Consider the following 15,483-nt stretch of genomic DNA (forward strand, 5'->3'; position numbering starts at 1 on the left):
AGGTAGGTTTTAGGGAATGAAAATAGAAAAACTCATGGCGCTTTACGGAGAGAACGGTGCTCTTCTCGAAGAACTTTATAATCAATACAAACTCAATCCGGACACGGTAAACGGGGAGTGGAAATTATTTTTCCAGGAAGTGGACACCAACGGTCTCGCAAACGGATATACGAACGGAAACGGCAAGTCCGCCGTGGCTACTTCCTTCACGGACGCGCAGGCCGGTTCCATCCGAGAGATGGGGGTCATCAACCTTCTCAACGCGTACAGAAGACAGGGTCACCTCGCGGCGAAATTGGATCCGCTTGGAATTCAAAAACCGAACCGCACGTTTATCGATTCCAAACTCCATAGTATTTCTCCCTCCGATTTGGAGACGATCGTAGACAGCGATACTTTGGGAAGAGTGAAACTCAAGGAGATCGTGGATCTTTTCGAAAAGGTTTACTGCAATACGATCGGAGCGGAACATTTCTACCTCGTAGACGACGTGGAAAGAGAATGGCTTCAAAAAAGAATGGAGTCCCCGGAATTTTTAGCTCCGCTTCCGAAAAGTATCAAACTCAGACTTTTTGAAAAATTATTTCAAGCCGATTACTTCGAAACCTTTCTCGCGAAAAAATACGTGGGTAAAAAAAGATTCTCTCTCGAAGGGGGAGAATCCTTCATTCCGCTTCTCGATACCATCGTGGAAGAAGCCGGTCATCATCTGATGGACGGACTCGTGATCGGAATGGCGCATAGGGGAAGACTCAACGTTCTCGTGAACATCATTGAAAAACCCGCGTCGCTCATCTTTGCAGAGTTCGAAGAAAAAACCGACAAAGATAATCTGAGTTATGCGGACGTTAAGTATCACTTGGGATATTCCAACAGCAGAATGACAACCGCGGGGAAAGAAGTTAAACTTTCTCTCGCCTTCAATCCGAGTCACTTGGAATGTGTGGACCCTGTCGTAACAGGTTCGGTGCGCGCGCGTCAAGAACTGATCGGAGATAAGGATCGAGCGAAATACATGCCGATTCTGATTCACGGGGACGCGGCGTTTGCGGGGCAGGGTGTGGTTGCGGAAACTCTCAACCTGATGAACCTGGAAGGTTATACGACCGGCGGAACGTTTCACATCGTGGTCAACAACCAGATCGGTTTTACGACCCTTCCGGACGAATCCAGATCCACGTTGTATGCAACCGATCTTGCGAAAGGATTTCAAATTCCGATCATCCACGTAAACGGAGACGATCCGGAAGCGGTGTATCGAGTCGTTAAACTCGGGATGGAATACCGCCAAAAGTTCAAAAAAGATTTTATCATCGATCTCGTATGTTATAGAAGACTCGGTCATAACGAAACCGACGAACCCGCGTTCACACAGCCGAAGATGTATTCTACGATCAAAAGCCATCCTCCGACGGTGAATCTTTACGAGAAAAGACTTGTGGAAAACGGGGATCTCGCGCAGGAAGATATCGACTTTATCAAAAACGGTTCGATGCACGGACTGGAAGATTCTTTTCAAAGAGCCAAAGAACAAGACGTAAAGATCCGCGTCGATACCATGCAGGGAGTTTGGTCCAAGTTCTCCAAGTTTTCTTTGGATTCGGAACCCGCTACGAAACTTCTGGCGGAACAGATGCACAGAGTCGTTCAGGCTCTGACTTCCGTTCCTCAAGGATTTACTCCGAATTCCAAACTCGTAAAACTTTTGCAGAGCAGAAAGGAAATGGCCGAGGGAAAAATTCCAGTGGACTGGGGTTTTGCGGAAGCCCTTTCTTTCGGATCGATTTTGGAAAGCGGATTTAGAATTCGTCTTTCCGGTCAGGATTCTCAGAGAGGAACTTTTTCCCATCGTCACGCGGTGCTTGTGGATACGAACACGAACGAGAAATACATTCCCTTGAATCACATTTCACAACAACAGGCAAAGGCGGAGATCATCAACTCCTCCCTTTCCGAATTTTCGGTCTTGGGTTTTGAATACGGATATTCTCTTGCGGACCCGAACGCTCTGGTGATGTGGGAGGCTCAGTTCGGAGATTTTGCGAACAGCGCGCAGGTGATCTTCGATCAGTTCATTTCCAGTTCGGAAGTGAAATGGCAGAGACTTTCCGGTTTGATTATGCTTCTTCCGCACGGCTATGAAGGTCAGGGGCCGGAACATTCTTCCGCCAGACTCGAAAGATTTTTACAACTTTGCGCCTTGAATAATATGCAGGTTTGTAACCTCACTACGGCGGCTCAGTACTTCCATTTGTTAAGAAGGCAGATGCTTAGAAATTATCGCAAACCCCTCGTGATCGTAACTCCGAAAAGTTTGCTCCGGTTTCCGGCGTCTCTTTCTCCTGTGGAAGACATTCTCCAGGGAGCGTTCAAGGAACTTCTGATCGACGACAGCGGTTCCAAACCCGACAAAATCGAAAAGGTGATTTTTTCCGCGGGTAAAGTATATTATGATTTAATGAAATACCGAGACGAAAATAAAATCAAAAACGTCGCTCTCGTTCGAGTGGAACAGATTTATCCGTTTGCTTCGAAAGAATTTGAGAATGTAGTCAAAACTTTTCAGAACGCAAAACAATTCGTTTGGTGCCAGGAAGAACCTAAAAACCAAGGAGCTTGGTTCTTTATTCGGGAAAGGATCGAAGAAATTCTTCCCGGAAACGCGCGTCTTTCATACGCGGGAAGACACGAGTCTCCAAGCCCCGCCGGAGGTCATATGAAACTGCATCTTCAAGAACAGGACCAACTCGTTCTGGAGGCGTTTCAGGCGTAATAGATCACAAAGATTCGAAACCGCTTTTAGGGCGTGCCGCGTTGTTCTCTCGAAGTCGAAAGATGGAATTGTAAAATCGCGGACGCTCTTCGCTCTGGTGAGTTTAACATCGATCGCTCATCTTAGCTGCGCTAAGAGCCAACATTATGTTTCGACCCATAGGGAGAAACATTGAGTTTCTCGCTTCGCGGCTTTTGGCTGTCTCGCTCTCTAAGGATCGCTCGACAACCCAAACTTTGTTACGACAAAGTCGCGTTATTTTAAAACGTAATATCGATTCTTTGTGCGGAAGTTTTATTCAGATCGAATCGGCTCGTTTTTACCGGAAAGGATTTTACTATTTTTGTGTTGACTTAGCATTTATTCACTACTAAGTTGTTTAGTATGAAAGATCTGACAGACAAGCAACAGGCTGTCCTTACGTTTATCGCCGCAATCATCAAAGAACGCGGTTTTCCTCCTACGATCCGAGAAATCGGAGACGAGTTCGGGATCACCGCAAAAGGCGCTTACGATCATCTCAAAGCGATTGAAAAAAAGGGTTATCTCAAAACCGCTAAAAATCAATCCAGGGCCATAGAACTCATTCGCCAGAGTCCGATGGAATCTCTTCCCGTTCAGGCTACGAGTATTCCGGTCATCGGCCAAGTCGCTGCCGGTCTTCCGATCTTCGCGGAAGAAAATATCGAATCGTACATTCCGGTTCCGGACGAGATGGCGAAAGGGAACGTCCCCATGTATGCCCTTCGCGTTCAGGGAGATTCCATGATCGAAGCCGGGATCAACGACGGAGACATTGCGATCATCGAAAAAAGGGACATTGCTCGAAACGGAGAGATTGTAGTCGCTCTTATCGAAGACGAAGCAACCTTGAAAGTATATTACAAAGAGCAGGATCAGATTCGTCTTGAAGCGAGAAACCCGAAATACAAGCCGATCAAAACCAAGAAAGCGGTTGTGATGGGAAAGTTGATCGGTTTGTATCGAATTTACTGATTGACAGAGGAAGAAACTCGCCTGACACTTCGGACAGAGTGTTCCCACGAAATTTCTTTCTTTTTATCATTCTTCTTTTCGTTTTCCAATGCAGCCCCTCTAAAAAAGAAATCACAGAAGGTGATTTAAAAAGGGTTCTGGAAAGAGTCAGCATCGCACGAATCAATGCCAATCTCAAAGCGTCTTCCGAAAAATCCGCACCCGATGATCTCGCATTTTTTCTGGAGGCCTGTTCCGTGTACCGATTGGATCCCGATCGTGTATTGGAGAGTTTGAAACAAAAAAGCCCCGCTTTGCACGAGGCATTGATCAAAGAATATGAAAAATAAAGAAAGAATGGTCTGGATCGGAATCGTTTCCTTTCTCTGCTTTGCGCTCATTCTCCCCACCCGAACCGTAAAAGGGATTTCAAAATCCGGAGAATCGTATCTTCAAATTTTCCACGAAGTGTTGTCTTATATTCATTCCGATTACGTGGAATCCGTGGACGAGGAAAAACTCTATCTGGGAGCGATCCGCGGACTCATTTCTTCCTTGGGAGACCCGCATTCCCGTTTTATGGACAAGGATGATTTTTCCCAACTCCAAGAGGAAACCCGGGGCAGTTTCGGCGGACTGGGAATGGAAGTTTCCTTTGCGGACGGGGCCATCGTCGTCATTTCTCCGATCGAAGATACGCCCGCGATGAAAGCGGGAATTCTACCTCAGGATCGAATCATAGAAATCGACGGAAAAAATACACACGACCTTTCTCTTTCCGATTCCATCAAACTGATGCGAGGTAAAGTCGGAACGTCGGTTTCGATCAAACTCGAAAGAAAAAATCAGAAAGAACCGTTCGTTCTCACCTTAGTCAGGGAAATGATCAAAATCCGTTACGTTCGTTCTTCTTTTTTGGAAAAAGAAAAACTGGGATATATCAAACTCAATCAGTTCATGGGAAAGGATAACACTCTTTCCGAGTTTAAAAGAGAATTGAATTCCCTCAAAGAAAAAGGCGCCGAAGGACTGATCGTCGATTTAAGAATGAATCCGGGCGGACTCCTCGATCTCGCGATCGCCCTTTCCGACTTATTTTTAAAACCGGATTTGGACATCGTATCCGTAAGGGGAAGAGGAGGGGAACTCGTTCGAGTTTTTCGTTCCACCGCCGGAAACGATAAGTTCACCAATCTTCCGTTAGTCGTCCTTATCAACGAAGGTTCCGCCAGCGCTTCCGAAATTTTTGCGGGGGCGATGCAGGATCACGGAAGGGGAAAAATTCTCGGGACGGTTTCTTTCGGAAAGGGCTCCGTTCAGAACATCTATCCACTTTCGCATAACACAGGAATTGCGCTCACGATTCAGAAGTATTTCACTCCGAGCGGAAAGTCCATTCACGGAAAAGGAATTCAACCCGACGTAATCGTAAAATCCGTCGAACCCACCGAGGACGATCGTTTTTACATCCGCAAAATGGCGGAAAAGAAAATGCTCGAAACCTTTCTGGCAAAAAATCCGAATTATTCCGAAGCGAACTTTTCCCTTTTTGAAAAGTATCTTTCCGAAAAAGGAATCAAACTTACCACGGACGTAGCCAGATTCTTATACAAAAGCAGAACCCGTCAGGAAGGACAAAACGCGATTTTGGATTTAGAACTCGATCCACAACTTCGTAAGGCGATTGAAACTCTGAATACTCCCAAAGACGGAGAAAAGAAATCTTAAATCCATGATCGGAATGGGAATCGAGACCAGTTGCGACGAGACTTCCATCGGAATCGTCCGCGACGGAATAGAAAACCTCAGCCTCAGAATTTTCAGCCAGATCGATCTGCACAAACCTTACGGTGGAATCGTGCCGGAGATCGCGTCTCGCGCCCACTTGGAAAAAATCAATCTTCTCTTGGAAGAAGCGATGGAAGAGGCCCGGATTCGGTTCGAGGATCTTTCCTACGTCGCGGTTACTTCTTCTCCGGGTTTGACCGGGTCCTTGATGGTCGGGGCTCAGATGGCTCGTTGTATTCACATGGTTTATGGAACTCCGATTTTACCGGTTTGTCATCTTCAGTCCCATTTTGCAGTGTTACACCTGGAGGGAGTTCCCACAGAATTTCCGGTTCTCGGTTTATTACTTTCCGGCGGGAATTCCGCCATTTATACTTTAAAAGAATTCGGTAGAATGGAACTCGTCGGAGATACGACGGACGACGCTTTGGGAGAAGCCTTTGACAAGGTCGCGGGTCTTTTGGATCTTCCCTATCCCGGCGGACCGCCTATCGAAGCGAAGGCGAAAGAATACGTTCCTTCCTCCGACGAAAAACCGATTCTTCCTCCGCTTCTGCGAAATCTTCCGCAGGATCAGGTTTCTTTTTCATTCAGCGGGCTAAAAACCGCGGTGATGGTTCTACTGGAAAAACGGAAAGAACTTTCCAAGGAACAAATTTGTTGGAATTTTCAGAATTCCGCGTTCGATCTCGTGGAAAGAAATTTGAAACGTGCCGTTGCAAAAACCGGAATCCGAAGAATCTTTGCGGCGGGCGGGGTGCTCGCAAATTCCACTCTCCAGGAACGACTACAGACTTGGGCCGAGAAAAATTCCGTGGAACTTTTTGCTCCCCAAAAAAAAATTTATTGTACCGATAACGGTGCCATGGTAGCTTCACTGGGATACTATTTGTTCCAAAAAGGTTACAAAAGAGACATTGATTTTACGGTCAGTCCATCCAGACAGGAGATTTTTTTATGAAACTCAAACTCAGTTGGGTTCCTAACACTCTTACACTCGGAAATCTCACGATGGGATTCAGCGCGATGCTCATAGCCTCGGAAGCGGGATCCAGGGGCGGAAGCGAACTACAGGCTTATACGCTTGCAGGTTTTTTTATATTGCTCGCCGCTCTTTGCGACGGGCTGGACGGAATGGCCGCAAGGGCTCTGAACGCGACTTCCGAGTTGGGCGCGGACCTTGACAGTCTGGCGGATCTGACCGCGTTCGGAATCGCTCCGGGTTATTTGATGTATCAGATGGTTCTCTGCGAATATAAGATCGACGTTTTCGGAAAGGAAGATCTTTTTCCGATCGGAATGCTTGTCGCGGCGATTTTCCCGATCTGCGCCGCGTATCGACTTGCAAGATTCAACGTGGCGCACGACCCAAAGTCTTTTACCGGATTACCTTCTCCGGTTGCGGGAGTTACGGTCGGATTTTTTCCGATCTTTTTGAACGCAAGCTCCGCGCCTCATTGGATCACGATCGCGGCGTTTGTGCTGATCGCCGTATTGATGGTTTCCAACATACGTTATTCGAAACCGCAGGCGGCGATCCGATCCAAACTCAATCCGACCCGATTGTTTTTACTCGTCGCGGGGGTTACGATTTTACTCGCTCTCATCGGACTCCAACGTTGGCCCTGGCTCATCTACGGATTGATTTTTTTCTATATCTTTTCCGGGATTATGACCTTCCTCATCCATCTGATCCAGGAATTCAGGGTGAAGTTAGACTAAAATTTCCGAAAAAAACGGGATTGAACCCTAAAAGACGGGATCGCGTCGAAAGCCCGAACATTTCGGACGGTTTTGTTAAAAGATAAAGGATAAATTTTGAATATTCAAAAAACTTAAAAAGGAAATTGCACTTGTAAGTTGATCCAGATCCCGTCGTTTTTACTTTCCTTTTTTCTGGAATGACTGACCGTAAAAGCGACGTAAGGCGATAATAACCTAAGACGAAACGAAGAAGAACGATCCGTAAAAATCAAACTCGTTTCGTCCCTCGCGGTTCTCGCTTCAAAAAGAGAATCCGTTCGATTTCCTTCCTTCTGAAATAAAAAAGCGCCCTCTAAGTTCCAGGATTCGTTCAAACGAAAGGACCATTTTCCTTCGGTGATGCTGTCTCCGTTGATTCTCCATTCTTGTCCCGCTTCGATCGTGAATCGTTTTTGATAGAGACCGTAGTAAATTCCGCGACCAAGGGTTTCGTTCGTATAATTCCTAAGAGAAAGAAGAACTCCTCCCCAGGAGGGATCGTAAAAGATCGGAGCCTTGCCCGCGATAATCTCCCAACGTTTCAAAGAGTTTTCGGAAAAGATCGGGTTTACCGGTTCATTTCCCGTAGAACCAGAATCGGTTTGTAAGGATTCTTTGCGATCTTCATCGGATTGTTTCGGATCGTTTTGCAAAGGACGATTCCAAGCCCGAATCCATTCCAGAGTGAAGGTCGAGTGGGAAACGAGCCCTAAACGGGCGAGTTCCGCCTTGCCTTTCAGTTCTCTGCGATCCGGATCGAGAGCGAAAAGGTCCTCGCTTTTACCTCGGTAACCCGTGAGTTTCCATTCGGAATTTAGTTTTTCCGAAAAGACGGAAGAATAGAAGGTTCCATCCGTTTCTTTCTTTTCGCCGAAGGTTTGGATTCGGGAAACGATCGTAGGACCGGAAAGTGTGAACGCCCTCGATTGGAAGTTTACGGAAACGTAATGTTTTTTCATTTCGGGAGAATACGCGAACTCGAACAAATTCATCGGAGAAACGAGATACATTCCCGGTTTACGTTTGGCCTCCCGTTCGGAAAAATACGTTCCCAAGGACCAATCCTTCCGTTTGAAAGCGAAGAAACCGGCTTTATGAATCGCCTGATCGATCCCGGGAAGAGCGGTATAAAAATCATTGTCCCTCAGGAAGTAAAAGTTTTCCAAAGGACGAAATCGATTTCCCCAACTCGCCCTGAAAAACTTTTGGTCGACTTTGCCGGATAAAAAAGGGGTTCCGTTTCTCGTTTCCACGAAACCGGTAAAACAATTTTCGATTGGGATCGTTTCGCGCCGCGAACGAGTGAATTCGTCTCGCTGCGGTTTATCGTTCAAAGTCGTCCGACTCGTTTCGTTTTTCATCTTACAATTCGAGGTTTTGAAAAACCAATTCTCTTTCGAAGTATGGAAATATCTCGATTCGTAGGTTTCAAACGTCGCTCCGATTCTGGATTCCACGCCGAAAAGGGAGGAGGCCCAGAAAAAAAGGATCAACTTTAGGAATAGCGGAAATTTAAAAGATAAGGAATATTCAAAAAATAGAATTTTATAAAAAATTGTAAAACATTCGCTTCCTGGATTTATTCGGAAGAAATCCGCCTTTGTTTTGATCTGAAATTTCCATTCGGAAAGCCGAGCTTCGAGCCCCGAAAGTCGGATTTTTCCAAACTTTCTTACATCGAATTTACGTAAAATTAAACTCTTCCGAAATCGACGTTCCAGTTTCGTATATCGAAAATAAAAACGCGCCGGGGCCGCGAATAACTTTGAGGCCGCAAAGAACAACGCCGAAAGGGAAATCATCGTTTCTCCTGGGAAGAAAACGAATTCTTGAAAACTCGCTTCGAGGCCGGATTTTTCTTTTTCAAAAGAACGAACAGCTTGGCTTGTTCCTTCTTAGAAAGTGAATTTAGAAATTCCGAAAATTCTTCCCGGGAACGAGAACTTTCCCTGGAGATTTTTAACGCGGAAGAAAGCGGGAAACCGGCGGATAACAATTCTTGAATGGAAAAAGAAAAGTTCGTATAACTACGGATTGGCGAACTTGTGCCGGGGCCTTTCGTTTCGCCTTTTTCCCCGTCTCGCGAAGAACCGACGAGATTTGATTTTGTGTCGTCGGAACCTTTCGACGGCTCCGAGTTTTTGGATTGGAAACGGGAATTCGAATCGAAGGAATCCTGCGATTCTGCGACGTTACTCGCGCCGAATTTTCCGGTTAAAGAAGATTCGTCCTCTCCGATTCGATTTCCGAAAAAGGAAGAGGAAAATTTTTCCCAGGAAATTCCGATTCCCAGAGTATATTGATCTTCGGTCTGCGCATCGCTCCAAACTCTCGTAGCTCCTAAAAACAAACGAAGCTCTTTGGAAAGGGGAGAATGTAGAAAGAGAGATGCGGTTTTGAAATTTTCTCCGGCTTTTCCGAAAAGTTGGATCGTTTGTTTGTTCGGAACTTCCAGATAAACCCCGAAGACGCACAGATCTTTTTCTCCTCTTTCCCATCCTACAAAAAAGGAAGGACGAAGAAAACTTTCCCCGGAAAGAAAAGAATACCGAAGGCCCGCGTAGGTTCGATGAACGGCGGAAATCTCCGCAGGGAGAACTCTGTGATTTTCATACAGAAAGGAAATTTTCCAGATATGTTTGCGATCTCGTTTCCAAAACGGAAACTCAAGCCAAGCTCCGTAAGAAGTGGGAAATTTCTTTCGGGTTGTAAACAAACCTCCCCAAGAAAGCCCGGAATTTTCCGGAACCGTAAAGAACGTAGGATCGAGATCGGATCTGAAAACTGAGGACTTTTCCTCCGCGTTCCAAGAACCAAAACTCAAAAGAAAAACGCAGAAACCGAATAGGACCTGAAACTTTAGGAAAGAATTTTCCGGTCTTAAAAAATTGAATTTGGATTTCCCCACTCCCGAAGCGGTTCGGAGAAATCGTTTCTCGGAGCGGGGATTCGAAAAAAAACGAAATTCTTTCGAAAAAAATCCAAACTAAGACTGTTTTGTCCGGAGCAAAGGTTAAGATAACTCGCAGAAACGGAGGCGAACCGGGGATTTTAAATTCAAAAGATTCTCAGTCTAAAATCGATGATTTTTAAAAAAGAATGGTTTTGGGTTGACATTTACTACTATTTTGATTAGTATGTATATATCTGTTTAGTGAATTATCCTGTTGTTTTATCTGTTTATGTCGTCTAATTTATTAAGAATGGAGAGAAGACTATGATCATTCGATCTCTGCAAGAATCAGCAAATTACCAGAGAAAACGTGGCGGTCTCCCCGGATCCGGTTCGAACTGGAAGGAACGGACTCGCGTCGGAGAATCCAATCTAAAATCCTTCGCGGATTATCTGGAAGAAGCGTTTGAAGGGGAAGTCGTTCAAAAAGGAGTTTGGTTTTCAGATTCTCTTTCTGAGCTGAGTAAAAACAATCTGAAGCGGATTTGAAGTCTAGCGGAAAACTCTCTGAAAAGTTGAGTCCTTTTCCCGATCCGAGAACGCGGATCGCGTACGAAGCCGAGGCCCTGGAAGACTGGGAGCTTTTGGCTGTACTTCTGGGAAGAGGGAATCGGGCTCAACCGATCGAAGAACTCAGCCGAGAAATTTTGCACCGAAGCAAAGGATTCGGCGGTCTGCTTCAAAAACAGGTTGCGGATCTTCGTAAAATCCCCGGAGTCGGAAATGCCAAAGCGACTACCTTACTCGCTGCCATAGAAATTGCGAGACGTCTCAAATGGGAGGCTCTGAAAGGCAGACGGTATTCTTCCGAGCAACTTCTCAATTTTCTCGCTACCAGTTTAATCCCTAAAAACCGAGAATGTTTCGTTCTAATCACTCTTTCTCCGGAAGGTGCGGTTCTACGAGCCGAGATCGTTGCGGTAGGAGGTCTGGAGGAGGTGGGGGTACAAACCAGAGATCTATTGAAAATTATCTTAAACGATGCGGCTTCTTCCGTGATCATCGCACACAATCATCCCGAATCCAGTTCCAAACCCAGCGAAGAAGATCTTTGGATCTATGAAAACTTCGGAGGACTTTTGGAAACTCTCGGTCTGGAGCTTTTGGATCAATGGATTTTTGGAATTGACGGGATCTATTCTTGCAAGAAAGGTAAGGTTCTCCAGGCGAAAACGAAGTGTTGAAAAGTTTACCGATTCTTTGGATTTTAGTGAGGAGAGATTACGCCTTACAATTTGCAGGAAGCGTTCTCGGAATCTCTTGGATGCTCGTTCAAAATTTCAGTCTGATTTTGATCTACACCATCGTCTTTTTATTCCTTCATTTAAAGGGAAATCCGGAATCGGCTTCGGATTTTATCGGGTACGCATTCAGCGGGCTTTTATTTTGGATCCCACTCCAGGAATACATGATCCGCGGAACCTCGATTCTTACGGAGAATCGACAGTTGATCAAAAGATCCCCTCTGGGTCCGGAGATTTTTCTCTGGATCCCTTACGTTCAGATGCTCGTTCACTTTGCGGTGACCGCCGTTCCCGTTCTGATCGTTCTAAGCGTTTTAGGAAAATTGAATGTAGTATTGTTTCCTCTTTCGATTTTTGTAATGTTCGCCGTCGGATATTTACTTTCTTTTATTCAAGGATATTTGGCGAGGGCAAACGTGATCCTGCGGGACATTACCCCTCTCATTCGGCTTATCTCTCAATTCTTTTTTTGGTCCTTGCCGATCCTGTATTTGTCCACGGGTTTTTTACATTCCGTCAACGTTTGGAATCCGCTCAACTTTCCTCTTGAACTGTTTCGATTTTGTTTGTTAAACGACTTTGTTCCCGTTTTTCATTGGAAGGAATTTCTTCCATCCTTGGTTCTTTTTCCTTTGATCGGAATATTAAGTCGTTCTAAGTTTCATTCCGTTATTTTGGATCATCTTTGAGTTTAAAAGTAGAAAATCTAAATAAGGTTTACGCCGGTTATAGCGGTCCTTTCCAAAGAATTTTAAACGTCCTTTCGCTCGGATTTTTAGGAAACGACGTCAAATTCGACGCGCTTAAAAACGTAAGTTTTCAAGTTTCTTCGGGAGAAATCGTAGGTTTGATCGGAAGAAACGGGGCCGGAAAATCCACTCTTTTAAAAGTTCTCACGGGTGTGTCGTCTTACGCGTCCGGAAAAATTTTAAAAACGGGATCACTTCGTTCCATTTTGGAACTCGGGGTGGGATTCAATCCGGAACTTTCGGGAGAAGAAAATCTCTATTACAACGGACTCGTCTGGGGTCTCAGCCCGAACGAGATTAAATCTTCCATGGACGAAATTTTCGAATTTTCCGGTCTACAAGAATTTAAGAATATTCCAATTAAACAATATTCTTCCGGAATGGTGATGCGTCTCGGATTTGCGCTCGCCACTTTTTCGAGACCCGATATTCTCATCGTGGACGAGGCTCTTGCCGTGGGGGACGCCAGTTTTCAGCAAAAATGTCTCCAACGTTTTCGTTCCTTTCAAGAACAAGGAACCATGACCTTGATCGTAAGTCACGATCTCGAACTTTTAAAATCCGTTTGTTCCCGTGTTTTGATTTTGGAAAGAGGAAAATTGGTTTTTGACGGGGATCCCGTGGAAGGTTTTCGGGAATACATGCAAATCATTGCGGATTCCGCAAGCGGACGGGAAACGATCCTTCCGTTTCAAAAAGATTCCATTGTGGAAAGTCTTTCCGTGGATTTGGATCTTATAGGAATATATTCAAGAAATTCACCGACACAGGATTTACGACAAACTTCGGGTCGAAGCCCTGTAGAGGGTTTGAAATACAAGGATCGGACGAGTCCGCAAATTTTTCCCGTGGGTTCCGAAGTGGAAATTTCAGTTCACGTAATATTCAAGAGGAATATTCCGGATCTCACCGTGGGTTTTCATATCGACGACTCTCGGGGAATCCGGGTTTTCGGGACGAACACGTATCACCTCGGACATTCCTTAAAAAACGTTCAAGCGGGAGAATCCGTTTCTGCGAACTTCCGACTTCCTTTGAATTTTTCTTCGGGTAAATATTCTCTCGGCCTTGCCTTACACGAAGGGGACAATCACGCAGGAAAGAGTTATCTCTGGAAGGACGGAATTCTTTCCTTTGAATTGGAACGACTGGATCTGCCTAAATTCGAAGGCGCCGCTTGGCTTCCGGTGCAATGCCGACTCAAAAAAGACGCTCCTTCCTGATTTATTTTTCTTTCTCAGTGCGGAAACGTCTGAATTCTGGTTCTCAATATGAAAGTTTGTGTGATCGGAAGCGGGTATGTAGGTCTTGTTGCGGGCGCTTGTTTTGCGGAATACGGAAATCAAGTGATTTGTGTCGATAAGGACGAAACGAAAATCGCAAATCTTAAAAAAGGAATCATTCCTATCTATGAACCGGGTCTTTCCGAATTGGTCTTAACCAACTGGAAGGAAAAAAGACTCGAGTTTACCGTTTCTCTGAGAGAAGGGGTGGAAAAGTCGGATATCATTTTTATCGCTGTGGGAACTCCCACTTTACCGGACGGTTCTTCGGATCTTTCGGCGGTATTCGCAGTCGCTAAAGAAATCGGTAAATCGATCAACGGTTACAAGGTCGTCGTAGACAAGTCCACGGTTCCGGTCGGAACTGCGGCCCAGGTCAAAGCGATCATCGCAAACGAAACCAAGGAAGAATTCGACGTAGTTTCCAATCCCGAATTTTTGAAAGAAGGCGCCGCGATCGACGACTTTATGCGTCCCGAAAGAGTGGTGATCGGAGCCGAAACTCAAAAAGCCGGAGACTTGGTCGCGCAACTCTACGCGCCGTTCGTTCTGAACGGAAATCCGATTTTGAAAATGGGAGTCGTTTCCGCCGAACTCACGAAATATGCGTGTAACGCGTTCCTCGCGACTAAGATTTCCTTCTCCAACGAGATCGCCAATCTCTGCGAGGTCGTAGGCGCAAACTACGAGGACGTCCGCAAAGGGATGGGAACCGATTCCAGAATCGGCAGGCAGTTTTTATACGCGGGAATCGGTTACGGAGGTTCCTGTTTTCCCAAGGACGTTCGCGCTCTGATCAAAACGTCGGAAGACGAGGGCGCACCCCTTCGGATCATCCGCAAAGTGGAAGAGGTCAACGAGGCGCAAAAACTCAGACTCTATGAGAAAATCGTAAAGTTCTACGGAGAATCGAATCTTTCCGGAAAAACGTTCGCGGTTTGGGGACTTTCGTTCAAACCCGGAACTGACGATATGAGAGAGGCTCCTTCGATCCCTCTGCTTTTGAAATTACATGATAAAAACGTAAAGTTGCAGGTTTACGATCCGGTTTCCAAAGAAACCTCGGCCGTTTATTTCGAAGGAAAAGTGGAATACTCGGTCGACGCATATTCCGCGTTGAAAGGCGCGGACGCCTTGTTGCTCTTAACCGAATGGAGAGAATTCAGAGAACCCGATTTTTCAAAGATCAAGGGCCTTTTAAAAAATAAGGTGATCTTCGACGGAAGAAACCAATATTCTCCCGAGCTGCTGAAAAAAGAAGGTTTTCAATACTTTTCGATCGGTAAACCGAATATATCGAGCGCCCCTGAAACGCGATCCGTAGAGAGCCATAACCTTACCCACAAGTTAGGTTTTCGTGAGTAATTTAAACATAAACCCGATTTCCATAGCTCTCATAAGGCCTTTAAAAATGGTAAGGGGGCCCGGAGGAGCATCGGAATTGCGAGCCAAGTGCCCGCCTAATTTAGCAATCCACAGTAAGACGGTTCCTAACTCGGGTTCTTCCTTAGGAGGTTTCGGAGTTTCAAAAAGTCGACAATAAATGCCTTTCCATTCAAAAGACTCGAATAGGATGGATGCTTTTAAACCTGGAATATTTCTACCTAAGAATGTTAACATCATAACTCTCCAAGCAACAATAGCGCAGACAGCAATACAAGCTTTGAATCGATTCCCAAATTTAAATTGAGTAGATTCAATATTACATCCAGACTTTAAAACCTTGAAGAAAACTTCAATACCCCAGCGGCTTTTGTAATAGGCGATCATACTTTTTGCATCGTCCGAATTGTGAATAGGAATTGTGGTTAGAAATTTCCAATCGATAGATTCTTCCGGAGGTCCGCCTACCTCGGTTGCGGTTAACGCATACATATCAATATTTTCTAATTTCTTGTATTGAGGAGGTTTTATCGTTAGCTTTTCAAATCGAAGTTCGATTGTTGCTTCCCTCGCCTCCTTTCCTTTTTTCCTA

The 15,483-nt window shown here is 45.4% G+C and carries 14 protein-coding genes; 11 read left to right on the forward strand and 3 right to left on the reverse strand.

Translation table 11 applies throughout. The features are described from left to right. The first annotated feature begins 16 nt into the window (after positions 1 to 16). From LEP1GSC194_RS15415 to pssA, 6 genes are all read left to right on the forward strand, one after another. Entirely contained in the window at positions 17 to 2,773 is a 2,757-nt protein-coding gene (locus LEP1GSC194_RS15415) for a 2-oxoglutarate dehydrogenase E1 component (protein WP_020774423.1), read from the forward strand. Between the two features lie 384 nt (positions 2,774 to 3,157). After that, on the forward strand, positions 3,158 to 3,769 hold the full coding sequence (lexA, locus tag LEP1GSC194_RS15420) for a transcriptional repressor LexA (protein ID WP_020774430.1): 612 nt from the start codon (positions 3,158 to 3,160) through the stop codon (positions 3,767 to 3,769). A 38-nt stretch (positions 3,770 to 3,807) separates the two neighbouring features. Continuing rightward, the gene (locus LEP1GSC194_RS15425) at positions 3,808 to 4,098 is read left to right on the forward strand and encodes an LA_1448 family UV-C exposure upregulated protein (RefSeq protein WP_017809187.1); all 291 of its coding nucleotides are present in this window, start codon (positions 3,808 to 3,810) and stop codon (positions 4,096 to 4,098) included. Continuing rightward, complete coding sequence (locus tag LEP1GSC194_RS15430; protein WP_020774446.1) at positions 4,088 to 5,476, forward strand: S41 family peptidase; 1,389 nt, start codon at positions 4,088 to 4,090, stop codon at positions 5,474 to 5,476. Before LEP1GSC194_RS15425 ends, LEP1GSC194_RS15430 begins: the two co-directional genes overlap by 11 nt. Positions 5,477 to 5,480: 4 nt before the next feature. Next, positions 5,481 to 6,497: a tRNA (adenosine(37)-N6)-threonylcarbamoyltransferase complex transferase subunit TsaD gene (gene tsaD / locus LEP1GSC194_RS15435; RefSeq protein ID WP_020774422.1), complete on the forward strand. Its 1,017-nt coding sequence runs from the start codon at positions 5,481 to 5,483 to the stop codon at positions 6,495 to 6,497. Further along, on the forward strand, positions 6,494 to 7,258 hold the full coding sequence (pssA, locus tag LEP1GSC194_RS15440) for a CDP-diacylglycerol--serine O-phosphatidyltransferase (protein ID WP_020774428.1): 765 nt from the start codon (positions 6,494 to 6,496) through the stop codon (positions 7,256 to 7,258). Before tsaD ends, pssA begins: the two co-directional genes overlap by 4 nt. A gap of 113 nt (positions 7,259 to 7,371) precedes the next feature. On the opposite strand, the gene LEP1GSC194_RS15445 is transcribed toward pssA, so the two are convergent. Further along, positions 7,372 to 8,835: a hypothetical protein gene (locus LEP1GSC194_RS15445; RefSeq protein WP_061218452.1), complete on the reverse strand. Its 1,464-nt coding sequence runs from the start codon at positions 8,833 to 8,835 to the stop codon at positions 7,372 to 7,374. Positions 8,836 to 9,077: 242 nt separating this feature from the next. Then, a complete protein-coding gene (locus LEP1GSC194_RS15450) occupies positions 9,078 to 10,187 on the reverse strand; it encodes a hypothetical protein (RefSeq protein WP_020774427.1) in 1,110 nt (369 codons plus the stop codon). A gap of 309 nt (positions 10,188 to 10,496) precedes the next feature. On the opposite strand from LEP1GSC194_RS15450, the gene LEP1GSC194_RS15455 reads away from it, so the two are divergent. From LEP1GSC194_RS15455 to LEP1GSC194_RS15475, 5 genes are read left to right on the forward strand one after another with little or no spacing between them, the layout of a single operon-like run. Beyond that, on the forward strand, positions 10,497 to 10,721 hold the full coding sequence (locus LEP1GSC194_RS15455) for an LIC12298 family protein (protein ID WP_017807993.1): 225 nt from the start codon (positions 10,497 to 10,499) through the stop codon (positions 10,719 to 10,721). Further along, on the forward strand, positions 10,718 to 11,416 hold the full coding sequence (locus tag LEP1GSC194_RS15460; protein ID WP_020774468.1) for a JAB domain-containing protein: 699 nt from the start codon (positions 10,718 to 10,720) through the stop codon (positions 11,414 to 11,416). Before LEP1GSC194_RS15455 ends, LEP1GSC194_RS15460 begins: the two co-directional genes overlap by 4 nt. Then, positions 11,410 to 12,165: an ABC transporter permease gene (locus LEP1GSC194_RS15465; RefSeq protein WP_020774443.1), complete on the forward strand. Its 756-nt coding sequence runs from the start codon at positions 11,410 to 11,412 to the stop codon at positions 12,163 to 12,165. The genes LEP1GSC194_RS15460 and LEP1GSC194_RS15465 overlap by 7 nt, the downstream gene beginning before the upstream one ends. Continuing rightward, on the forward strand, positions 12,162 to 13,448 hold the full coding sequence (locus LEP1GSC194_RS15470) for an ABC transporter ATP-binding protein (protein WP_020774455.1): 1,287 nt from the start codon (positions 12,162 to 12,164) through the stop codon (positions 13,446 to 13,448). The genes LEP1GSC194_RS15465 and LEP1GSC194_RS15470 overlap by 4 nt, the downstream gene beginning before the upstream one ends. Positions 13,449 to 13,496: 48 nt before the next feature. Further along, positions 13,497 to 14,873, forward strand: coding sequence for a UDP-glucose dehydrogenase family protein (locus tag LEP1GSC194_RS15475; RefSeq protein ID WP_020774459.1), 1,377 nt, complete (start codon positions 13,497 to 13,499; stop codon positions 14,871 to 14,873). On the opposite strand, the gene LEP1GSC194_RS15480 is transcribed toward LEP1GSC194_RS15475, so the two are convergent. Beyond that, positions 14,856 to 15,483: IS4 family transposase (locus tag LEP1GSC194_RS15480; protein WP_020772098.1), on the reverse strand; the 628-nt coding region annotated here is incomplete at its 5' end. The genes LEP1GSC194_RS15475 and LEP1GSC194_RS15480 overlap by 18 nt on opposite strands.

The sequence above is a fragment of the Leptospira alstonii serovar Sichuan str. 79601 genome, assembly GCF_000347175.1.
Lineage (GTDB): Bacteria > Spirochaetota > Leptospiria > Leptospirales > Leptospiraceae > Leptospira > Leptospira alstonii.